We start from the raw sequence: 22979 nt of genomic DNA on the forward strand, positions 1-22979 counted from the left end.
GCTGGGTTCCCTTCAGAGGATACGTCGGTCATCGGAGGGATTCCGGTACCTGTGCAGAAGGCCCGCGACGACCAGAACCGTGAACAGCAGACCGACATTGATGAGGGAAGCCTCTCCGCGTGGCAGGTTCAGCGCTCCATCTTTCACGGGCTTCGTAAGAAAGTCACCGAAAGTCGCGCCGAACGGCCGAGTGAATATAAAGGCGACCCAGAAAAGGATCACGTGATTGATCCGGGTTGTGTAGTGGAGCGCGACAACGATCCCGATGACGGCTGCAGTCACGAGCGCGCCTGAGACGTATCCCAGTCCCAGGTTGTCGGAAAGAAAATCGCCAAACGCCGTTCCCAGACTGTTGGAAAAGATCACCGCGATCCAAAAGAGGATTTCAATATCTCTTGATGCAATCGCATCCACATCCAGCTTGGGATCCCGCCGATACCAGATTGCGAACGTTGCGGCGAGACCGAGAGCCAAGATAACGGAGCCCCAGAGGTAGCCAAGGCCAAAGGAACGGTCCATCAAATCCGACACCTCTGTTCCAGCCGTCGTGGTCGAGACTATGCCAAGCCAGAAAATGGCGGGACGCAGGTGGCGGAAGGAAATTTGAAAGAAAAGAACGACGATCAGCACTGTGAAGGTGATCGCAAAGCCGACGTAATAGCCGAGGTTCAATGTCATGGACACGAAATCGCCAGCCGTCTCCCCAAGCGTGGTCGCCAGTATCTTCATGATCCAGAAGGCCAAAGTCACCCTCGCCACCTTCTGGGTATCCCGCTGTCTCACGTTGGAATCCGGCGCAATCTGTTCTGCAAAATTCATGGGATATCCTTCCGGAACCCGAGGGCTCCTTGCTCGTTTCGATAGCAGTGATGTTGCGTCCTAGGATCGACGCTTCGGCCTTGCCAGGCGCTGCGATACATCGCGATTTGGTTGGCGTTTTCCTGATCCGACTCCCGCATCGGCAATTTAGAAAGTAGGCGGTTGCGTCGGCGACACCGACCATGCCGGTCCGACGTGTTGCGGCTTCGCAAAACTGGGCGACGCTTCTGGAACGGCTAGCCGCGACGAGAGTTCATGGAGGGGAGCGACCTTACGAAGAAGTAAGGTCTCCGTAAGGTCTCAGCAAAAAACGAGATCCAATTTCGCGCCAAATGTGACGAGCCCGAACTTTGAGTCGATCCCTCAGCCATTCCCAATGGTTACGGCAAGGGCATTGGACATTGTCTTGGGACAGGTTGAAAAGGGCCGATCGTGTGAACAGCGGGATTGCTTCAGGAGCTGATGACGAGGATGCGCTCATCGGCAAGGCGACGATCGTCAGGACGCTATACGAAGGACGGGACATCCGCCCCCTTTGGGATCAACTGCTGGAAAGGGTGTCGGCGAACGGGACCGACGCATCTGCCTTCCACGACCTTGCCACCATCTTGTATGCCCTTGGCCGTCCTGAAGATGCGTCGGCCAGCGAGAACGCCGCCCTCGGGATATCCCGAACTTTCAGGATAAACAACGGTCACGGGACGGGGATCAGTGTTCTTGCATTGGTCACGGCGGGCGACTTCATGAGCAACACCCCGCTGGAGTTCCTTCTTGAGCGGTCAAACACGACGATCCTCCTTCACTATGTCGATAGCCGAACGAAGAGGCTGGACGATGTCCCGCCCCACGACGTTGCGTTCGTCGCGATCGCTGAATCCGAAGCGAACATGCCAGTCCTGGAAAATCTGGAGCGTCTTCTTGTCGACTGGAAGACACCCATAATGAACAATGCTCCGCGACGGATCATCGATCTCGCCAGGGACAAGGTCGCCGAGCTCCTGAGCACGGAGCCTTCGATCTTGGCGCCGATCACCATTTGCGTCGAGCGCGGAGCATTGATTGATCTGGCGTCAAGCGCGGCCGACACCGGTGGCCTTCGGATGATGGCGGGTTTTCCATTTGTGGTGAGGCCCGTTGGAACCCACGCCGGAGGCGGTATGGCCAAGATCGCGACCGCCTCCGAGCTCGAAGTCTATCTGAATGATCGACCGGAAGATACGTTCTTCGTTGCGCCGTTTGTCGACTACAGTGGAACCGATGGCAAGTTCCGCAAGCAGCGGATTACTTTCATCGATGGTCGTGCCTTCGCAAGCCATCTGGCGGTCTCGGACCACTGGATGGTCCACTATCTGAGTGCGGGTATGGCGGATCACGCCGATCGCCGAGCCGAGGAGGCTTCTTGGATGGCGAGTTTCGACGTCGATTTCGCACGGCGTCATGCCAATGCGTTCGACGCACTGTATCGGCGCCTCGGTCTGGACTACTTTGCGATAGATTGCGCCGAACTGCCGGATGGCCGTTTGCTTCTCTTCGAAGCGGACGTCGCGATGATCATCCACTCGATGGATCCCGTCACCATTTTCCCGTACAAGCAGCGTCCCATGCAGCTTCTCTTCGAGGCCTTCGTCGATGCGCTCTACAAGCGCATCGAACAGACCGACCCGTCCTGACAAAGAGACGCCGCGGTCCGCGAACTTCCTAGCGGAGTCGCCTATCTGGCTTGCGTGGCTGATATCCAAGAACATGGCAGGAAACGAGGACACCTGATGCCGACGCTATGCGCGTTTAGACGTCGTCGTCATCGTCGAGCGCTTCATGTATGGTTGCCTTGATGTGCAGGTTCGGCACGACGCCCAGTCGTTGCGCGTCTCTATATGCGTGTCGGGCGAGGTCGAACGACCCCGCCCACATAAGCGAACTAAGCAACGCGGCGATTGTCAGAGCTTTAAAGTTCATCGCGATTCCATCAGAGCTACGATTGGCCGGAGCGATCAGTTCTTGGTCCGGAACTTCGTCCGAGCGGCTCGCGAGACGCTTTCCGCCAGGATCAGCAGGCTTCCGACCAGAAGGATCAGAGCGGCGACAAGGCCGGAGACGTATCCAGTCTTGGCACCGATCACCACCGCGACGATCAATACCAGCGACAATGACGCCAGCGCGCCATCGTCGATGAACATACCCATCAGCTCTTCAAAGGCGGTTTTCAAAATGCTCACTGTGCAATTCCCTGGATGCGAGTGTGATGGAACTGGCGCAGCATGCGCACCGCCACGAACGAGAAGACTGCAAAAGCCGCAAATATTGGCAGAAGTGAGAGGTCGGAGCCCGGCCAGCTAGCGCCCATCCCCTCGCCCACCCAAAAGATGCCGAAAGCACTGAGAAGCAAGCCGACGACAAATTTGAGGGTGTTTTCGGGAACCGCGGTAAGCGGCTTGTGCAAGACGAGGCCTACGAGAAGGACCAGAACACAGGCGGCAAGCGCTCCCAGGCTGGCATAGCCTATCATTCCCTGGCCTGCCCCGGTCGCAAGAACGATGAAGACGACCTCCACGCCCTCCAAGAGCACAGCCTTGAACGCCGCGAGACCCGCAAGAAAATCGGCGCGCCCATCGGATGCCTGGCGTTTCAGGTTGTCCGTTTCGGAGGCGAACGCCTTGCCTTCGTCATGCAATGCGATGAAACCCGATGCTCGCAAAATTGCCTTTCGAAGCCAGCGAAGCCCGAAGAGCACCAGCAAGGTGCCGATGACGAGCTGCATCACTTCGATCGGGATCGATGCGATCAGCGGCCCCAGTGCGAGAACAAGAAGGGCAAGTGTCGCCAACGCCAGTCCGGTGCCGATAAAGGCGGGTCGCCAGCTTTGGGTGATGCCAACGGCGAGGATGATCGTGAATGCTTCGACGACCTCTACGAACGAGCCGAGAAAGGACGCCGTTATCGTCGAGGCTATACTTGTAATGGTGGTCATAGTGTCATTCCAACTTTCTTGAATGCTGCTTCACGCCGGAAGAATTGTGCATCGCTCCGGCGGAAGCGAAAATGATAAGGAGGAGCCAGTCTGTTCCTTATGAGGCCAATCCAGCCTTAGAACGTCCGCTCCGACCCGGACCTGCAAGCGCCAGCACCGCCCTTGAAAAGCACTGTCGACCACTTCACCCGTGAGATCGTTCAATCCGGTGGCGGGACGCCCGTCTTCCGGCCGGACGACGAGAACGGCAGCACCTTGCAGCCCTGACGACGCGTGGTTGAGTACGCTGTCGACCCCCGAGATATTGAAGCTGCCGTCGGACGCAACGCCGTTGAGGAGAGAGAAACCGCCGAGAAACCTGGCCACAAATGGATTGGCGGGGGACTCGTAGATGGACTCCGGCGTCGCAAGCTGCACGATCGCACCCCGGTCCATGACCGCTAGGCGATCGGATACCGCCATCGCCTCGACCTGATCATGGGTCACATAGACGGCGGACATTCCTTCCATGCGTATCAGCCGCATCATCTCTGCACGAAGATCATCGCGTAGCACCGCATCCAGATTGCTCAGAGGCTCGTCGAGAAGAAGAAGTCGCGGTCTCATGGCAAGACAACGCGCGATCGCCACCCGTTGCTGCTGGCCTCCGGAGAGCTCGCTTGGACGGCGCTCCGCCAGCGCTCCCAGATGAGTTATCTCAAGGGCGTGGTCTATTCTCCTAGCGATCTCGCGCCGATCATATCCTTTGGCCTCCAGACCAAAGCTCAAATTCTTGCGCACCGACATGTGCGGCCAGAGAGCATAGTCCTGAAAGACGAGGCCGACATTGCGATGTTCCGCCGCCACCTGCTTGCGTTGGGACCACACGGTGCTTTCGTGGATTCTGATTTCGCCTGCGTCGGGATCCGTCAAACCCGCGATCGATCGAAGCAGCGTGGACTTGCCAGAGCCGCTGGCACCGACGAGCGCCACGACTTCTCCGGGCTCGACCGAGATGTCGAGTTGGTCGAGCACCGTCTTGCCGCCGAGGGATTTCCTGACCCCTATGCATTCCAGCGCGTATTTTACCATGATGCGGCCTCTTTTGATCTGAAGTTGTAACGGCCAATCAAGGCAACGAGACCCGAGGCAACGGCGACGGCAAGAAGTGCGACAAGCGCGAGCGCGCACGCGACGGCGTCCCTGTCCTGCGTGAAATCGTCGACGATCAGCGCCGGAATGGCTGGCCCGGCCTGAGGCATAAGAAACTGAGACATGGGAAGTTCAAAGATGGTGCGGATCATCGTAACTCCGAACGCCGCGGCGATCGCCTTGCCGATCAGGGGAGCGACGATCAGGCGAAGGTGGCGAAGCGGACCTGCGCCCGCGAGACGTGACGCCTCCCCTATCGAGGAGCCGAGTCTGTCGAGCGCGGCCCACATGAAGATGAGGCAATAGGGAAGCGCCGCGGCACAATAACCCAGCACGAGCAAGGTTCTGGTACCATAGAGCCCTAAGTCTTCGAAGCCCGGAACGCGGTCGTAGAGGAGGATGTATCCGAACGCGAGGATAATACCCGGAACGGCCACTGTCACCATGGCGAGACCCGCCGCTAGCACCCGCGTCCTCTTCGAGGCGAGCGACACCCGATAGGCGAAGACGATCGCGAATGCGACGGTAAAGAAGGCGGCCGCGAACGCATATTCGAAGCTCGACACCAATGCCTGCCCCGCGACACTGGAGGTGTCGAAGACGGTTCGCAGGGCGCTCAAAGAAAAGTTGGATGGCGACAAGCCTGCGCCGAGAGAGGTCGTCAAGGCCCGGAGCGCCACCGCCAGCAGAGGCAACACCGCCGCAGCGATCGTGAGAAGAGAGAGAAGGAGGATGGCCAAAGGCTGCCAGAGGCGCAGGCGATAAGGACGAAGAGTGCGGTTTCGTCCGGAGAGGAAACGGGCGTCCCGCTGGGTACCTCCAGATGCGGCCGCGACGACGGAGCCCGAGACCAGAACGCCCAGGAGCAACGCCTGAGCTCCTGCCGCCGCGAAGTCCACGGGAAAGCTCGAAGTCGCGGCATAGATGTTGTAGGTCAGAAGGCCGAGGTTCATCGAGCGAGCGATGGTATTTGCAATGCCGAAGTCTCCGACAATCTCTGCGAAGCTCGTGAGCAACGACAGCCCGATCGCGGGCATGATCATAGGAACGACGATGAGGATGATCGTCCTTGCGGAATTCGCCGAGGCCATGCGCGCGGCGTCTATATATTCGCCACCGATGCCTTCCAGCCTTGCGCGGATAATGAAATACGGCACGGGAAAGAGGGACAGCGCCATCACAAGCAGGAGGCCCGGAGGTCCAAAAAAGGACGAGGCCTGCGCGGGCGTGAGGATTCCAAGGTAGACCAGATAGCCGCCCTGCGACATGAGCAGAACCCAGGCGAGCCCCTTCAGATAGCTCGGCGTCGCGAACACCACCCACGGCAGCGACTTCCAAACTGTGCCCAAGCGCACGTCCGTCAGGTGAACCACAAGAGCCAGCGCCAGGCCGAAAAGGGTGGAGACAACCGCTCCGACCAGACCAAGGACGACAGTATTGATGATCCCGCGAAGCAATCGCGGAGAGGTCACCATGTGCGACAGCGGTTCAATCGACACGGCGATGCTTGGAGCCGTTGGATCAAAGAGCTTCGGAACGACGGCCTGCACGACGACAAGCAGCATCGGAAGTCCGATAAGGACGAATGCGAAGAGCCAGGACAGCGGAGCTCCGCCTCCCCAGCCCCTGGCCCTGCCCGAAGCGATAGATGAACGCATCGTCATTCTTCCGTCGATCCCGTCGTCGATAGCGGTGGCGCGGAGATTCCGCGCCACCGGTCCGATCATGGTACGAACTGGTCCCTGAACCATTGCTTCCACTCTGTTTCGTTAGCCGAGGCCCTCGCATCGTCGAGGATCTGCCAGCTCGACGTATTGTCGACGCGAGCACCCTTTGCCTTCACGCCCTGGATCAACGGCGCGAAGAATCCGTCGCCGCCGTCGGCCTGCTCCATCGCATTCTCGCCTTCCTTCGTGAGGAGGAACTGGATGAACTTTTTCGCCTCGTCTTCATGCTGCGTCGTGCGTGCAACGCCAGCGCTGGACGGGATCGCGACCACGCCTTCGCTCGGATAGACGATCGAGATCGGCTCCTTCTGATCGATCAACGCGTAGATGGATGTATCCTGCTGGATCGCGACGCTTGCATCGCCGGTGATCAGAGACTTGTTGACGGCGCCGCCGCTGGGGATACCGCTGATCTTCGTGTTGGTGAGGATGTTCTGCAGCTCCTGTTTGCCAGCTTCGACCCCCTTGTCTGCAAAATAGCCTGCCAGCCATTGGAATGCAGGTCCAGACAGGTTCGGGTCCTTGGCAGCGACGCTCCCGGCAAAACCGACAAGATCCTTCCAGGATTTCGGCGGCTGCGCGCTTCCAATCTTCTTGTCGTTGACAGCGATTGCGGTCGTCGAGACGGTCACGGGGAAGTAGGCTTGGCTCTTGGGTACGAGGCGGTGGCCCAGATCGGTGTAATCGGCACTGTCGGCTAGCCCTGGTTCAGGCTTCAGGATTTTCTGATCTGCCAGCCTGTTCATTACGGCGGATCCTTCGACCCACAGGACGTCGAACTTCGGATTGTCACCTTCGGCCGCAACCTTGCCCAGGAGTTCGCCCGTGGACAATCGAACGAGGTCGACCTGGATTCCGGTCTTTTCGGTGAATGCCTTGGCGGCGAAATCGACCGTGTCGAGTGCGGAATACACAACCAGATGGTCTGCAGCGTGCGCACTACCTACAGCCGCGGAAAACGCGACAAATATAGAACTCAAATATCTAATCGGTTTCATTGCCATTCCTCTGAAAATCCCCGAATGCGGGGCGTGGGTCGAAGATTATTTTTTGACACCGCGCTTCAGCCAATGCTTGTCGATCGCACCTCGCAGCGCGCCGAATTTTGCCAGGGACAAGAGCGCCGCCTCGCGATCTTCGGCGGCAAGCGCCACTATCATCGCCTCGACCAAGACAATGGTCGCTCCGTGCATCGAAAGGTTATCGGCACGGCCGCGCGAAACAGGCAGCAGTTCTGTGATCTGGTCGCTGACATGCGGGAACAGGCTGTCGCCAACGAGGACGACCGGCACTCCATGCGCTTGCGCGTGTTCGAGGACGACAGTCACTTCGCGGTAGACCGGGGCGTGCGCGATCATCATGATCGCATCCCCCTTCTCCATCGAGATCATTTGGTCAGCCAGCCCGATGCCGCTGTTCGACAACGCACTTGTCGGCAGGCCGAGGCGGTTGAACTGCAGGGACGCGTATTCCGCGACGCTTCCGGAGGGCCCGATGCCGAAAAGGAAGCGGCGCCGGGCGGAAAACAAGATCTTCACTGCCTTGGCGAAGGCGTCCGCAAATGCGCTCGACGACATCACTTCCAAGCTCTCGCGATGCGCGCGCAGCACGAGCCCGAGGGCACTGCCCGGATCCTGCCCCAGGTCTTCCAACGTTCGGCTGAGGCGGCTTTCCGGACCGGACGCCGTCAAATCCGCAAGTATGGCCTCGCGCAAGTCGGCAAGGCCGTCGAAACCCAGGGTACGTGCGGTGCGAACGACCGTGGCGTCGCTTGTTCCGGCTTTTGCAGAGATTTCGGCTGCCGACGAGAGCAAGACCGCTTGCTTCTGGGTCTTGAAGAAGGACGCCATCCTCTGCTCGGCCGGCGACATTGCCGGAAGCGCGGCATCAATAAGCTCGTTCAAGGACAGGCGTTCGTCAGGATCATAGCTCGTCATTGCGGTCTCGTTGTAAACATTTCACGGTTGCTATCTATGAAATGTTTATTTCACGAACATGACAAACTATGGGCGACGCATCATTTCGTAAGTGATCGCAATGACGACGGTCACGCTCATTGCCACAAGTGTCACGAGCATCGTCCGCCGCTTGAAAAGGTCGAGTGCTGCTTCGCCGTAGCGGGCGAGAAGAAATCCGAGCAGGTAGAAGCGCGCGCCTCTGGCCGCGGTTGCCAGAACCACAAACAGGAGGAGGTTCATTTTGACGACGCCCGCGAGGATCGTGACCACCTTGATCGGGGGAGCGTGAAAAAGACCTGAGGTCACAAGGAGAATTGCGATCCATTTTGCGTCGACATAGGACCGCATATGCTCGAATGCTGCATCTTTTCCGTAGAACGCAAGGATGGGGTTTGCCACCGCCTCATAGGCGTAATAACCAAGCAGCCAGCCCGCGATACCGCCGGCGACAGAAGCGATCGTTGCGATTGCCGCAAGCCGATATTGCCTAGACGGACGAGCTAGCACCATGGGAATAAAGAGGACATCCGCCGGAACAAGGAAGACGGAGCTCTCGACGAAAGCAGTGACCGCAAGCCACACCTCGGCGGACCGACTCGACGCCAACGAAATCGTCCAATCGCGAAGCCTGCCCATCATCGCTCATTCGCTCCCATGCGTACTCACCATGGCCACGTGAGGACGAGCAATCCTCCGGCTCCCACCAGAATTCTCCAAATCCCGAAGACGCCGTACCCATGCTTCGAAACGAAGTTGAGGAGTCCACGCACGACTATCAGGGCGGAGAAAAATGCAGCGACAAAGCCGATCGCGATCAGGCTGCCTTGGTGGAAGTCCAGTTCATGGCGGCTCTTATAAAGGTCGAGGGTGAACGCCCCAAGCATTGTGGGCATGGCGAGGAAAAATGAAAACTCGGCCGCAGATCGCCTGTCCGCGCCGAGCAAGAGAGCGCCGACAATCGTTGATCCGGAGCGCGAGACACCGGGAACCAGCGCCAGGCACTGAAAAAACCCGATTTTAACAGCCATCGGCCACGAAAAGTCCATGGCCTCGTGATGAACCGGATTGAAGACCATTCTGTCGACAGCGATGAGAAGCAGTCCACCAAGAATGAGAACGATGCATATGAGTGTCGGCGCATCGAAGAGAACCGACTTGATGAAGTCATGCGTCAGGGCGCCGATTACCGCCGCGGGCAGAAATCCAAGGAGAACTGCGACGACGAAATGCTGTGCCCTGCGATTGCGGCCTATCTGTCTTGCAATCATCAGAAGCCGCTCGAAATAAACGATGACCACCGCGAGGATGGCCCCTAGCTGTATAAGAATGTCAAAGGTGCCGGCCGACCCGAACCCGAGAAGTTTGCCCATGAGGATGAGATGAGCCGTCGAGGAAACCGGTATGAATTCTGTAAGTCCTTCAACGATCCCCAGAACCAGTGCATTCAAAATATCGGGCACGTACGCGTCCTTATGAAGGAATGCCCCAACGTCCGGACATTCTGAAAACCGGAAATTACTCAAGAAAAATGCGGGCTCTGAACAAAGCCACTCAATCAGGCAGTAGCGGGCAATTCATACGACTGCCTGTCCGGCAGCTTACAGATAGGTAAGGAACTTTCCGGAGAAACGCCTATCGAGAAGCGGCAGGACTTCTCCAACCAACCTCGCGAACGGGTCGCCCTCTCGCCGACGGATAACCCAACCCGCGACTGTGACCCGAGGTTCGTTCGCCCGCGCACATCTGGTGCGCAGGCTCCAGTGGAACAAAGTATTGGATACCCGCTGCGCGTCGACCGGCTACTTTTTTGCGCTCGGGGTTTGGATAGTGGCGATCAGCTTCTTAACCGCCACTTTTGCCTTAGCGGCGTCCGGCTTGGGCTTACGCAAAGACGAAATCGCACCATCGGCAGCCTTGTCGACAACCATCCAGTCCGCCTTGTCCAGAGCGTAAAGCGTTGGCTCGGCAGCATCCCATGCTGTTTCGAAATCGGTTATGCGTTTTTGAGCACCAGCCAGATCACCGGCGTCCACGAGCTTGAGTGTATCGGTTGCGATCGTCTGGAAGGACGACAGGTCCCCGAGAGCGCTCGGCGCCGCCGCAAGTGTCGGTGATGGAAGGACGACGGGCGCAATTGCAGGTACCGCAAGCAGGGAAAGGGCGAGCAACAGTTTCTTCATAGACAATCTCCGTTTCCAGCGCGATCTTTATGCCGCGCTGCAACGTAGAATGCTGGGCCTTGCTTACCTTCACCTCGCTCAAGACATACCGTTTTGTAAGGTGAGCACATTTGGAGCGAGGAGATTTATCGAAATTCACGCAGCCTTTCGATGGGTGCGCGAACGGCGTCACGTATGGCATTTGCCAGGGCCGCACCTGTCGTAACCAATGTCACAACCGCCAGACTGACGAGATACGCCCACGGGATGCTGAGATATTCCGGAGGCGGGTCGAATACGCCCTGAAGAACCGTCACCAGCATATCTGCGACGAGCCAGCCGGTCCAAACGCCGAAAAGCGCTCCGCCGAGCAGAACCAAAAGCCCCTCAGCGAGAATGAAACCCAACAGCTGCCGCCGCGTTGCTCCCAACGCCGACAGAATGGCGAAATTCCGCCTCCGGTCGGCAAGCCCCAATGAAAGCATTAGCGCGGTCGCTCCGACCGCCAAGGCAAATGCAAAGGCCAGTTCAAGCCGCGTCAATCCGGCCAGATCAATTGCCGTCAAACTCGAACCGATGACGTGCGCCGCGTCGGAAAGGGCCGTGACTCTTGCTCCGGGCAGACCGCTGACGAGATCAGCCGCGGCCGCCTTGACCTCATCGGGTTCGCGTGAGGTCTTGATAAGAACTGTTTCCGCCGAATTCAGGTCGGTCATTCGCGCGACATATCCGGCATTGGCGACCACGAAGCTGTCCCTCGGTGCAGTAGGAAACTCTCGGACGACGCCCGCAAACACAAACGGGACCGGATGGTATGCTCCATCCGCGGTCTGGATTCGAAGATTGATCGTATCCCCGATGGCCAACTGGAAATCGGTGACGGTTTCTTCGGAGACAAGGACAGCATTTTCGGTCCGAGCCAATGCCGCAAGCGAGGCGTCCGCATCGCCATTGCCGAAATAGGCGTCGACGATGGGCGTAGCATTCCGGATCCGCTCGGCGTCGATTCCATAGAGATCCTGCAGATCGGTTCCTACGTAGGTAAATCGGTGCTGCATAGGCTCGGCGGCAATGACTCCCGTGATGCGCCTGAGTCTATCGAGCAACCGCCCGGCAGGCGCTGTAGCGGTGCCCGCAACCGTGACATCCGCGCCATTTGTCAGCAATGCATCGACATTGGCCTGTGCTTGATAGGTCGTATTGAAGATTGCCGTCGAAACCGCGAATGCCGTTGCGAGAGCGGCGAATGCGACGCTTGCAGATATTCGGCCACGTTGGCGGAGAAGCGATGACAGGAGCGCAGGTGCGCTATTGCCCACAAGCATCCGAGCGGGGGAGACTAGCAAGGCGGGTTCGTGAGCCAGAACGAACCTGATCACCCGTACCGTCAGAAGTGCCGAACCGATCCATAGAAGCATGGGAGCAAGGAAGGCATTGTAGTCGACGGAGATGGCGGTCACGCCCTCGGTCGCAAGGACGACCTGGTAACCGGATGTAGCTGTTTCGGTAAATACCAGACCTGCAAGCCCGAGGCAGATCAAATCGATGAAAAGGCGCTCCCACAGAGGCTCGTGCCTCCGTCCGACGATCTGTCGAGCTTCCGTGATCGACATTTGTCGCGCCGACCGCATCGCGGGGACAAGAACGGCGAACGCCGAGAGGCACAGTCCAACGACCGAAGCGACGACGACCCAAAGCGCCCGCCCCTCGCCGAATGCCGTCTGGCCGAACAAAGGGGCCGTGGCGACAGCAAATGCAGTTCCAAGGCAACTCCCGACCACCCCGATAAGCCCCGTTTCAGCTAGCGCAAATCTGAATATCGGCCAGTAATCGGCGCCGCGCAGCCTTAGCAGCGAGCTGTCCAACCTCCGCCGGTCCGCCCCGGCGCCGGCGACGGCTATTGTCAGCAGGGTCGCCAGCACGACGCCTGGCGCTCCAAGAAAGAGGAAGAGAACGTGGGCATACAGTGCGTCGGCGCGCGTCGCGTCAAGCTGCGCCGCCAGATTGTTCGCCAATGATGCGCTGCCTGCGACCCGCACTTCAAGATTGCGTCCTGCCTGGCTGACGGAGAGATAGGCTGCATCCGGAGCCGACGGCAGACTGCGATGATCGAGAAGAACATGGATCTGTTGGCGCGTCGCAGTCGGACGAACCGACACCAATGGATCGAACAATCCATGCCATTGCTCCGACGGGAGAATGACTGCGTTGTCCGGAGGTGCTGGGGGCGCCGAACCCCTCGGCACGCCGACAGCCTGAAAAAAGGTATCCGCGGTTGTCAGGTCTACCACCCCGGCGACGGTTATGCTGGCATCGGACAGACCCGGTCTATGCACTGTGATCGCGTCGCCAGGAGCAGCATGTAAATTAGCGGCGGTCTGCTGCAGCAGGATAGGTCCTTTCATGCTACCCGAGAGAAGCCGAAAGCCGCCCGGAAAGGCCTGAAGGTAGTCCGCCGAAATGCCCACGACTTTGCCGGGGCCTGTTACCTGGACGCCATCGGAGGAATTGAATTCGAAGCCGTCGACGTCTGCATAGTTGACATCCTCCAGACTACGGACGGTCGTGGCCGCCCTGACGGCGTCCTTGATCTGCTGGACGTCGGCTCCGGGCGCCAACTCGACCTGCCAATCGATCGGAACACCACGAATGGCGCGAATGGTCATCGACGCGGCGCTCTGGTTGAGGAACGTTCCGAGATCGCAAAGCAATGCGACTGTCACCGCGATGCCGATCGCCATTCCGGCAAGGCGTCCCGAGCGGGTCCTCGCCACCCCACATAGCCACATCAGGACTATCATCTAAAACTCTCCGACCGCGGGATAAAGAAGACCGCGCTGCATGGTCCAAATGGTCCGAAATCTCTCCGCGATCGTTAAGTCGTGGGTCGCGACAACGACTGCGACTTCGTTCTCGTCAGCCCACTGGAACAGCATGTCGACGAGCTCCTTTCCAGTCTGACGATCCAGTTGACCCGTGGGTTCGTCCGCAACAAACAGCGGCGGATTTGTAATTGTGGCTCGAACGAGGGAAATACGTTGCGCCTGTCCCCCGGAAAGTTCTTCCGGAAGCTTGTCGGACAGATGATCCAGGCCGAAGCGGGCGAGCGCGTCGTGAGCATTTCCGTGAGCGTCCTCTCCGTGCCCCGCCAACTGCAACGGCAGTGCGACGTTCTCCACGGCGGTCAGCCATCCGACCAGGCTCTGGGATTGGAAGGCGATGCCGATCTTGCCGGATCGGAGCCCTCCGACGGCGCCGAATGCGGGCCACTTTACAGTTCCGAATGTCGGCTGATCGAGGCCCGCCATGATGTGCAGGAGCGTTGACTTTCCGCTGCCTGACTGTCCCACCAACGCGATACGATCGCCGACCGAAACGCGGCAAGTGGCCTTTTCCAAAGCAACGGTCGGCGCTCCACCCGCGGAAAATACTCGCTTCGCGCGGTCCACGTCGACCAGGATCTGACCGGGAGATCTCAAGAGACGACCCTTCCGTCACGCAGTCTAACGATGCGATCGGCTTCCGTCGCGACGGCATCGCTGTGGGTGGCGATCAGAACTGCGGCGCCGTTTTGCGCCTGCTCCTTGAGCATCTGTATAATATCCGCTTCCGTTTGTGCATCGACCTCCGCTGTCGGCTCATCACAGATCAGCAGGACGGGAGCGTTCGCCAAGGCGACCGCAAGCCCAGCTCGCGCGACCTCGCCTCCAGACAATTGCGAAGGCAAAGATCCGCTCCGATGGTCCAGCCGAAGGCGCTCCAGAATTGCGTGCCGCGCGGCAACGTCTCCCTTTCCGGCCAGATCCTGTTGGAGACGAAGGTTGTCCGCTACGGACAAATGTTCGAGGAGATTGCCGTGCTGCAGCAGGATACCGATATGTCGACGGCGCAGAAGTGATTGCGCTCGCTGCGCCTGTCGGCTCATGATCTCGCCGCAGATGGTGACGCGACCGCCATCGGGATCGTCCAGCCCGGCGAGGCAGGCGAGCAATGTGGATTTTCCACTTCCGGATGGTCCCATCAGCCCAACCAGCTCACCGCGTTTCAAGGTCAGATAGACGCCGCGCAATGCGACCGTCTCTTCATCACCTTTGTGATAGAAGCGGTACAGTTCAGTCGCTTCGGCAACGGGCGTCACGGCAGGCTCACTGAATTTGCCATCAGAAGCCATTGATCGACATTGTCCGCCCCCAATGGTGCCGCCATGTCGAGCGTGACCAGCCGACCTGCTTTGAAGAACAAGTACCTGACGCGCTCGAGCCTTATCTTCTTGCCCGTGACTGCGTTGGGCTGAGAGTTCGACTGGTAATCGATACGCACGGCTGGGCCGCTCTGTAATTTGACGGCCGCGACATTGCTTATTTTCTCGGCATGACCGCCAGCGGCAATGTCCTTGGCCTCGTGGGCTTTCACTTCCTCGACCGTCGGCGCCGCCGCGGCTGGCGCGATCGAAACGTCAATGAGATTGTATTTGTCGGAGAAACTTACGCCACCCGGAATGTCCTTGCGCGACCAGCCTTCCGGAACCTTCATGGCAAAGCCATTGGCCACATAGGCGATGAACACCTGATTGTCCGGAATGTCTCCCGGAGGATTGTGCTCAGGCGCAACGGCCTTTTCTGCGGCAAAGCTGTAGCCGCACATCAATCCGACTGTCGCGCTCATGGCGAGCACAGCGATCGTACAAATTGGAATTAGGCGCTTCCCGAACATGTTGCGATCTCCCGAAATACTCGAAAGCAGGATCGCGCCCGATTATTTCGGGGACATGAGGAGATGCTTACCATTTTGTAATTTGCGCGAGATCCGTTCGCTTCTGTGACCGCTAGCCCTCGTCAAACAGGGGCATGGAGCCACCCCGATCCGAATCCCGCCTTTTCCGACCAAGTTCCGCCAAGAGCCCAAAAATCTTACCGATCCGTATTCTTTCGGACAATGAGACGTAAGTCGCCGCCGCTACAGCTTTACGCATGCCAATCCCGTGGACGGAAAGACGCCACGGTCGGGATGGCAGGTTCGTAGATCAAAAAATGGAGACCACCTTGAAAACCCTCGTTACCGCTGCCTTTCTCAACTCCATCTTTATGGCTGGCTTCGTCATTGCGGCCGCTCCAGCTCATGCCGCCGTACCGTGTGAGGAAGCACTGAAGGATATGCGCGCCGCCAAAGCGACCGCCAAGCTGAGCGACGCCGACAAGGCGCAGGTGGACGCGCTCGAAGCCAAAGCTGTCGAACGTTGCAACGCCGACGACGACACGCGATCCGATAAATTCTCGGCCGATGCCATGAAGATCATGGGCAAGTGATCCCAAGCAAGGAGAGACGACATGACCCTAGCGACCTCCACAGGTTCGCGAAACGGACTCAATCGCGTTCCACGCGTCACCGTCGACTTCTGGATGATCAAGCTCATGGCTGTGACCATGGGTGAAACCGCGGCCGACTACCTGGCGGTCAACCTCGGCCTAGGTCTGACCGTAACTTCGCTCATCATGGCGGCGCTGCTCATTGTTGGGATAGTGATCCAGTTCAGACAGAAGTGCTACATTCCGTGGAGCTATTGGCTGGCCGTGGTGCTCATCAGTATCGTCGGCACGCTTGTCACCGACAATCTGGTCGATAATTTCGGCGTTGCCCTGCAAACAACGAGCATTGTGTTCAGTATTCTTCTGGCAATTACCTTCTACTGGTGGTGGAAGTCGGAGGGGACATTGTCCATCCATTCGATTTCGACAGACAAAAGAGAGATCTTCTACTGGCTGGCGATCCTCTTCACCTTCGCGCTGGGAACGGCCGTTGGCGATCTGGTGGCCGAGGTTTTCGGTCTTGGCTATGTGACGACCGGGGTAATCTTCGGTGCTATTATCGCGGCGATCACCATCGCTTATTATCTGTTCAGCCTGAACGCCATCCTTGCCTTCTGGCTCGCGTATATTCTGACCCGGCCGCTTGGCGCGTCATTTGGCGACTATCTCTCCCAGCCTATGGAATATGGAGGCCTCGGTCTCGGGACGATCTACACCAGCTTGATCTTCCTGGCGGTCATCGTCCTCATCGTGGTCTACATGACAATCCGCTTCAAGCCGGAGACGACCGAACCAGAGACGACGATCGAAGCCGAGGCCCGTGTGCCCCTCCGGTAACGGCCGACGTCGTGTGCGGGCTTGGGGAAACCCAAGCCCGCAACTATCCCACTCACAGATGCTCAGCGATGGAGATTCCCATGAATAGGCGGCAATTTATCGCAACCTCCGTCGGGGCGATGGCGACGGGAGCGATGCCTCGACTTGTCGAAGCCGCGATGCCCATATCGCATGACCGGAACGCTGCGCCGCCAATGGACGACCGTAAGGCGTTCGTGGACTGGATGGTTCAATATCGAGGCGAGGACCCTGCCCTTCTGGCACAGCGATACGATCGATTTCTCCAGCTCATCGCGCATAAGGACGTCTGGGACGATCGCAACAAACGAGCCTATCTGATGACCCCGCGCGAGGAATTCGTGACGGCGCCAAATCGCGCGCGAGCCTATGAATGGCATTATCTCGATATCGGCTACGGCGTCACGATAACCGGTCCTCACACGGTTGCGAGGATGACGAACACGATCAACCCGCGCTTTGGAGAGAAGGTTCTCGAGGTGGGCACCGGGTCGGGCTACCAGGCGGCATACCTTTCAAACCTTACCAACAGGGTCTGGAGCATCGAGATTATCAGGCCGCTTTACGAGCGGACGGGACGCGTGTTTTCCGATCTCATCTCGAGGGGCTACAGCGAGTATGGAGCGATCAACCGGCGAAATTCGGACGGCTACTACGGGTGGCCCGAATTCGCACCCTTCGACAAGATCATCGTTACCTGCGGCATCGATCACGTGCCGCCGCCGCTTCTGCAGCAACTGAAGCCCAATGGCGTGATGGTTATTCCGATCGGTCCGCCCGGCGCGCAGCACGTGCTCAAAATTGTCAAGAACCAGGCCGCGGACGGTTCCATCGCCGTCGATCGCTCGGACATCTATCACGGGTCCGTCGTGAATTTCGTTCCGTTCACCAAGCTCGACAACGGCTCTATTAACGGTACGCATAGCGGCGGATGAGGGCGATGGAGGAGAACCGTCGCCTATTCCAATCTCACGAGTTTCACGCATCGATCGGCGTCCAGCTTTGCATCGCACTCGTCGCGGGTTCGATCATCTCGCTCCAGATTGCGGTAATGCGCGTCTTTGCCGTCGGCAGCTGGGCTCATTTTGGCTCATTGGTCGTTAGCCTGGCAATGCTGGCTTTCAGCCTTTCAAGCATGTTCATTTTTGCGTTCAGGGAGTGGATCGAACATCATTGGAGGATCGTCACATCCGCGACGCTCTGGTCGATGGGTCCGCTCACAGTCCTGGCAAATCTGCTTGCACAACAACTGCCCTTCAACGCCATCTTCATCGTGTCGGATCCCACGCAAAAATGGCGTCTGCTTGCCAATTTCCTCCTCTATCTGCTCCCCTTTCTCTCCGGCGCGATGTTCCTGGGGACAGTTTTTCTCAAAGGCCGGAGCGGATTCAACCGCCTCTATTTCGCAGATCTGACGGGCTCAGGCGTCGGCGGCCTGTTTACGCTAGGCGCCCTCTACCTGCTGTCTCCGGAAGACATGCTGCTGTCGCCGTTAGCGCTGTGGGCCTGTGGCGGTCTGATCTGGTTTCTCCCCAAGCGCGCAACCGCCGCATCGATCGTCGGCGCGCTCGTCGCCGGAACATCGATCGCAGCGTTTCTGTGCCTGCCGCGGCTGCTTGACGTGCCGCCGATCGCGGTATCGCAATACAAGGGAATCTCGTATGCGCGGAATTTCCCCGACGCAACCCGGCTTTTCCGCAATGTCTCGCCGTTCGGCGACCTGCAGATCTACAAAAGCGCTTACATGCATTTTGCGCCGGGGCTATCCGACAACGCAGCCTTCAACATGCCAGAAGTTCCGTCCGACGCATTCCTCGGGCTCTACATCGATGGAGACGGACCGGAAGGCATCATGCGTGACCTCCCTCCAGAGAACTCCGCATACTATGAGTATCTCCCGGCGCACTACCCCTATGTTGTCAAAGCGCAACCGAAGGCGTTCATAGTCGAGTTTGGGGGCGGCATATCGTCAAGAGTGGCGCTGCACGCTCGCGCGCAATCCGTCACTGCCGCCGAGAGCAATCCAGCAGTTGTCGCGGCACTTCGCAACCAAACTTTGAAGAGTTATCTCGCAGGCCTGATTGACAATCCCGCGCTCAACATCGTCGCGGGCGACGGGCGGCTGTATCTTTCGCATACTGGCGGGCGGTACGACGTCATCGATCTCAGCCTTGCTGGATCCGTGGGGCTCTCGAACCCAGGCGGCTTCGCAATCGTCGAGCGCTATGCGTACACCCAGGAGGCCATGACCGAATATATCAATGCCCTGGCCGACGGCGGAATTCTGTCCGTTACGGCATGGAACAAGGAAGACCCTCCGAAATCGGTCCTGAAGCTTTATGCGACGATGGCAGCGGCGGCAGAGGCTTCTGATCCAAATCATGCCGCGCAATCGTTCTTTGTCGTCTCAAGCTACCTTTCGACCACGACGGTGCTTTACAAGAAGGCTGGTTTTTCGACATCCGAGATCGACCAGCTGCGCGCTTACACTCGTTCGATGTCATTCGACGAAATCTACTCTCCGGGCTTCGCAAACGATGCTCCGGCAAACCCGCATCTGCTCGGGGATATTCGCAGCGCGATCTTCGGAAGCGGCCCAACGACCGCAATCGACGATGCGAGCAGTTCGGACGCCGATCCCGGAGCCGTGCCTCCTGATGACGATGCCGGAACGACGAAAACACCCCTTCCCTCCACGAGCTTGGCACGGTTGGCTTGGTCGAGCTTGATGGGAGGAGATTGGACAACGTTTCAGCGGGACTATGCTTTCGACGTTTCAGCGCTTTCCGACAACCGACCATACTTTGCGGGATACGAAAAACTCGTCGATCTCCCGAAGACGCTCGATCGGCTTGACCTGTTCCAGGACGATTGGGGCTATCTGGTTCTATGGGTGACGCTTGGGATCGCGACGGTAGCTGCCGGCTCGCTGATCCTATTCCCGGTCATTTTTCAGGGGCGGAGCCCTCTTGCTCGCATGCCGGGCAAGGTAGGAAGCGTCCTATATTTCGCCTGCCTCGGCCTCGGCTACATAATGGTGGAGGTGGGGCTGATCAGCCGCTTTACGCAGGTATTAGCAAATCCGACCATCTCGGCCTCGGTCTTGATCTCGTGTCTGCTGATATTTTCCGGAATTGGCAGTCTCTGTAGCGAGCGCGTGGTAGAAAAACCTCGGCATACGATGCCGCCGATCCTCATCGGAATCGCTATAGTGCTGTGCTTCTATGCCGCCGCGCTTCCCACCGCATTTAGCATCATTGGAGGGCTGCCTTACGGGTTGCGAATTTTGATTTGCGCTTTGCTCGTCGCGCCGCCCGCCTTTCTAATGGGCTTCCCGATGGCGACAGGAATGAGCTGGCTAGCCCGCCTTGGCAAAGAACCTCTCTTCGTGTGGGCCTGGGGCGTTAATGGCTGCTTTTCCGTCGTCGGTGCGGCGTTGGTCCCGATCATCGCAACCTCAGTCGGATTTGGCCTCGTTATGGGCATCAGCGCGTTCGCCTATGCCCTTGCGGCTCCCGCTTTCTTTTCGATTCTGAAAACTTCCGGACATTAGCTGCACGGCTGGCCGCGTAGCATTTCCGGGATGTGGCGCTCTCGATGGCCGCTTTGCGTGTGTAATGCTCGAACTGAGGCAATGCGCCTTCCATGAACAGGCCGAGCACGACTTCAAACGTTTTCAGAGACGCATGATCGACGTCAGACCATTTACAGAGATAAGTGGTAACTGCCACCAATCTCGTGGCGAATTGCGTAGCAAGTGCCACCAAGCCTTTCGAAATCGGAATGACCCGATACAGTCTCAAGGTCGCGCAAACGCTGACAATGGCCTAAAATACATAAAGTAAGTTCTTTGGAGGCGTAAGCCATGCGGACGTTCACATCGATTGAGCTCCAGAGGCAGACTGGCGACGTTCAGCGAGCCGCATCGCAGGAAGGAGTTGTGATCACGTCTCACGGAAAGCCGCGTAACGTAATTCTGTCGGTCGAGGAATTTTGTCGGCTGAAGCGCATGGCGGGAGAGGCTGTTCCCTTTGATCTCCTTCAGCGAAGAAGCGTGGTGGTACATCATGTTCCGGATCGGCTTGGGTACGATGTGAGAGACTTCGAACGTGTCTTGGACCAGATGTCGGATGATGCAATCAACGGCATTAACGACGATGCTGTCGATGTGGAACTGGAGAGGGTCAGGAACATGTTCAGGAGGAATGGTCGATGATTGACAAACCTGAACCCGAAGACGCGAGCACACCCCGCTTCCTCATTATGGACAACACTCCACTATCCCTTCTTGGCACGATTGAAGCGCTGGACTGGCTCTTTGAACCGGGATGCGATGTGATGATAACCGACATGGTGATTGCCGCGGCCATTCGCGAACCAGGCGAAAGCCGCGATCAGAGACGGAAGGTTCGGGAGTACGTCGCTGGATGGCTGGAAAGAAACCGGGACAGGATCACGGTTCTCGCGACAGTCGAACCGCAGCGGTACGAGCGCGAGATGCGGCTCTGGGAAAGGGCCGGGAAGCCGGATGACCAACATCCCGAGTGGAGCGACCGCGGGGAACGAAGTGTCTTTTCCGCCGTCCAAGATCTCAAAGCTGTATTAGCGCAAACCGAGGAAATCATCGTGATCATGGATGATCGTGACGGCCGCGACGCTGTGAGAGCGGTTCGAGCCGATATCGCACTGATGGGTACAAGAACGTTCATCCGTTGGATGGAAGAGGACTTTGGCATCGAGTCAGCGGCGACAGTCTGGCAGGTTATACGCACGGCAACGGCGGACACCGCCGGCGAAGGCGCGGAAGAGGATCCTGTTTATATAAGACGGCGATGATTTTCCTCGCCCCCGGAACCTCAAGGATGTGTGGCGGCAGTTGCTGCCTAGTTCCGTTGCTACACAATTGCAGGCATTTATTGCGCGCTGATCGCCTGTCGAGTGCAATCGGTCGGCCGCTCTGACAAGCAAACCTGCAGACTTTCGCAACCCACTTCCGGATCCCCTGCGGCCAAATCGGCGGGCGTGCGATCTTTCGTCTCCCGCTGCTTTTGCTCGACAGGCAATGCCCCCAAGAGGGAGACATTCACCAGCCTCACGAGTCGGAGAGCGATACGAGCAAATTCGAGCCAGAGCCGATAGGGAATCACAGTCGCATAAGTCCAGCGCGGCAGGTGGAAGCTACGGCGTTTGCCTTGGACAAGCTGGATCTGAGACGGCAGGCCCGTATTCTGACAGATTGGGACCGGATCGATGAATGCAGATTTCAAACCCGCCAAGAATTCGAGATCGAAAGCCAGATCGAAAGGTAGGCGCATCGGCAACAAGCTCTTAACGAACCAACGTGCAGCGTCGCGATTGATCAAATATGCGCCCGACCCCTTTTCACGGGTGAGTGATATTGCAAGGGATCGCTGGGCGGTTAGCTGGTGAAACCGGTGCTTCTTGCCGCTACTCACGGTCGAAAGCCGCAGGATGTCCCAAGCATGCTGCGTATGGAGCGCGGCCTCCAAAAGCTCAGGAAGATCCTCCGCAACATCGACGTCGTCCTCGATCACAAGGGCATATTGAAACGACGAAGCAAGAAGGCGCTCTGCGCATTCAATGTGACTTAGAAAGCACCCTATCTCGGCCGGATTGGGCCGTCGGCCATGAAATAGACGGTAGCGGGATTCGCTGAATTGGCGGATTGGGAGCACGAGCTGTTGCCCGTCGATCGCCGATACGCGTTCGAACGGCAGTCCAATTCTGTCAAGGTTCGCCCGGATGCGATGAAGTCGATCTTCGGCGCGATCGAGATTGATTACGAACGTGATCAGGGAGTGACGGGAAGCGTAACCTGTAGACAAGGGATTCATTCCGATGCGGCTGGTTGTGAAAAGCGCCCAAGAGAAATCTCTTCGCTTCGACTTAGAGCCGCCTTAGCTCGCTCGGCACAGCGAGACGATCCACCAGGAATTCAACAGGAATCTACTCTGCGATTCTTCAAGACTTACGAAATTGTAAGGCGCCGTTCAGGTTGCGGACACGTTAGTGGAGCATGTGTGGGCAAACTTCTA

General features: G+C 58.2%; 23 protein-coding genes. 7 read left to right on the top strand and 16 right to left on the bottom strand.

Annotated features, from left to right (window positions below):
- Window positions 1–12: 12 nt before the first annotated feature.
- On the bottom strand, window positions 13–819 hold the full coding sequence (locus tag EV561_RS18155) for a hypothetical protein (RefSeq protein ID WP_132523715.1): 807 nt from the start codon (window positions 817–819) through the stop codon (window positions 13–15).
- A gap of 434 nt (window positions 820–1253) precedes the next feature.
- Here EV561_RS18155 and EV561_RS18160 point away from each other — a divergent pair, with 434 nt between their 5' ends.
- Window positions 1254–2489: a tetratricopeptide repeat-containing protein gene (locus EV561_RS18160; protein WP_207910558.1), complete on the top strand. Its 1236-nt coding sequence runs from the start codon at window positions 1254–1256 to the stop codon at window positions 2487–2489.
- 115 nt (window positions 2490–2604) lie between these two features.
- On the opposite strand, the gene EV561_RS37225 is transcribed toward EV561_RS18160, so the two are convergent.
- From EV561_RS37225 to EV561_RS18225, 14 genes are all read right to left on the bottom strand, one after another.
- Window positions 2605–2775, bottom strand: coding sequence for a hypothetical protein (locus EV561_RS37225; RefSeq protein WP_165927846.1), 171 nt, complete (start codon window positions 2773–2775; stop codon window positions 2605–2607).
- A 35-nt stretch (window positions 2776–2810) separates the two neighbouring features.
- A complete protein-coding gene (locus EV561_RS18165; RefSeq protein ID WP_245512721.1) occupies window positions 2811–3035 on the bottom strand; it encodes a hypothetical protein in 225 nt (74 codons plus the stop codon).
- Complete coding sequence (locus tag EV561_RS18170) at window positions 3032–3787, bottom strand: TMEM165/GDT1 family protein (RefSeq protein ID WP_132523717.1); 756 nt, start codon at window positions 3785–3787, stop codon at window positions 3032–3034. Before EV561_RS18170 ends, EV561_RS18165 begins: the two co-directional genes overlap by 4 nt.
- Window positions 3788–3817: 30 nt before the next feature.
- Entirely contained in the window at window positions 3818–4858 is a 1041-nt protein-coding gene (locus tag EV561_RS18175) for an ABC transporter ATP-binding protein (protein ID WP_132523718.1), read from the bottom strand.
- Entirely contained in the window at window positions 4852–6576 is a 1725-nt protein-coding gene (locus tag EV561_RS18180; protein ID WP_165927847.1) for an ABC transporter permease subunit, read from the bottom strand. The genes EV561_RS18175 and EV561_RS18180 overlap by 7 nt, the downstream gene beginning before the upstream one ends.
- Before the next feature lie 65 nt (window positions 6577–6641).
- The gene (locus EV561_RS18185; RefSeq protein WP_165927848.1) at window positions 6642–7643 is read right to left on the bottom strand and encodes an extracellular solute-binding protein; all 1002 of its coding nucleotides are present in this window, start codon (window positions 7641–7643) and stop codon (window positions 6642–6644) included.
- Window positions 7644–7688: 45 nt separating this feature from the next.
- Window positions 7689–8582, bottom strand: coding sequence for a MurR/RpiR family transcriptional regulator (locus EV561_RS18190; RefSeq protein ID WP_132523721.1), 894 nt, complete (start codon window positions 8580–8582; stop codon window positions 7689–7691).
- Between the two features lie 66 nt (window positions 8583–8648).
- On the bottom strand, window positions 8649–9242 hold the full coding sequence (locus EV561_RS18195) for a YqaA family protein (protein ID WP_132523722.1): 594 nt from the start codon (window positions 9240–9242) through the stop codon (window positions 8649–8651).
- A 23-nt stretch (window positions 9243–9265) separates the two neighbouring features.
- On the bottom strand, window positions 9266–10063 hold the full coding sequence (locus tag EV561_RS18200) for an undecaprenyl-diphosphate phosphatase (RefSeq protein WP_132523723.1): 798 nt from the start codon (window positions 10061–10063) through the stop codon (window positions 9266–9268).
- Between the two features lie 339 nt (window positions 10064–10402).
- Window positions 10403–10783, bottom strand: a complete 381-nt coding sequence (locus EV561_RS18205) for a hypothetical protein (protein WP_165927849.1) — start codon at window positions 10781–10783, stop codon at window positions 10403–10405.
- 125 nt (window positions 10784–10908) lie between these two features.
- Complete coding sequence (locus EV561_RS18210; protein WP_245512722.1) at window positions 10909–13563, bottom strand: ABC transporter permease; 2655 nt, start codon at window positions 13561–13563, stop codon at window positions 10909–10911.
- Window positions 13564–14241, bottom strand: coding sequence for an ATP-binding cassette domain-containing protein (locus tag EV561_RS18215; protein WP_132523724.1), 678 nt, complete (start codon window positions 14239–14241; stop codon window positions 13564–13566).
- The gene (locus tag EV561_RS18220) at window positions 14238–14933 is read right to left on the bottom strand and encodes an ABC transporter ATP-binding protein (protein WP_132523725.1); all 696 of its coding nucleotides are present in this window, start codon (window positions 14931–14933) and stop codon (window positions 14238–14240) included. The genes EV561_RS18215 and EV561_RS18220 overlap by 4 nt, the downstream gene beginning before the upstream one ends.
- Complete coding sequence (locus EV561_RS18225) at window positions 14897–15475, bottom strand: hypothetical protein (protein WP_132523726.1); 579 nt, start codon at window positions 15473–15475, stop codon at window positions 14897–14899. Before EV561_RS18225 ends, EV561_RS18220 begins: the two co-directional genes overlap by 37 nt.
- 329 nt (window positions 15476–15804) lie before the next feature.
- Here EV561_RS18225 and EV561_RS18230 point away from each other — a divergent pair, with 329 nt between their 5' ends.
- From EV561_RS18230 to EV561_RS18255, 6 genes are all read left to right on the top strand, one after another.
- Window positions 15805–16068 carry a hypothetical protein gene (locus EV561_RS18230; protein ID WP_245512723.1) on the top strand — a complete coding sequence of 88 codons (264 nt, stop codon included), beginning with the start codon at window positions 15805–15807 and terminating at the stop codon, window positions 16066–16068.
- Window positions 16069–16089: 21 nt separating this feature from the next.
- Window positions 16090–16905: a hypothetical protein gene (locus EV561_RS18235; RefSeq protein WP_132523727.1), complete on the top strand. Its 816-nt coding sequence runs from the start codon at window positions 16090–16092 to the stop codon at window positions 16903–16905.
- Window positions 16906–16985: 80 nt separating this feature from the next.
- Entirely contained in the window at window positions 16986–17858 is an 873-nt protein-coding gene (locus EV561_RS18240) for a protein-L-isoaspartate O-methyltransferase (RefSeq protein WP_132523728.1), read from the top strand.
- A gap of 5 nt (window positions 17859–17863) precedes the next feature.
- Window positions 17864–20476 carry a hypothetical protein gene (locus EV561_RS18245; protein ID WP_132523729.1) on the top strand — a complete coding sequence of 871 codons (2613 nt, stop codon included), beginning with the start codon at window positions 17864–17866 and terminating at the stop codon, window positions 20474–20476.
- A gap of 312 nt (window positions 20477–20788) precedes the next feature.
- On the top strand, window positions 20789–21139 hold the full coding sequence (locus EV561_RS18250) for a type II toxin-antitoxin system prevent-host-death family antitoxin (protein ID WP_132523730.1): 351 nt from the start codon (window positions 20789–20791) through the stop codon (window positions 21137–21139).
- A complete protein-coding gene (locus EV561_RS18255; RefSeq protein ID WP_132523731.1) occupies window positions 21136–21759 on the top strand; it encodes a hypothetical protein in 624 nt (207 codons plus the stop codon). The genes EV561_RS18250 and EV561_RS18255 overlap by 4 nt, the downstream gene beginning before the upstream one ends.
- A 77-nt stretch (window positions 21760–21836) precedes the next feature.
- On the opposite strand, the gene EV561_RS18260 is transcribed toward EV561_RS18255, so the two are convergent.
- Window positions 21837–22769, bottom strand: a complete 933-nt coding sequence (locus EV561_RS18260; RefSeq protein WP_245512724.1) for a glycosyltransferase family 25 protein — start codon at window positions 22767–22769, stop codon at window positions 21837–21839.
- Window positions 22770–22979 lie beyond the last annotated feature (210 nt).

This window comes from Rhizobium sp. BK376, assembly GCF_004341625.1.
Lineage (GTDB): Bacteria > Pseudomonadota > Alphaproteobacteria > Rhizobiales > Rhizobiaceae > Rhizobium.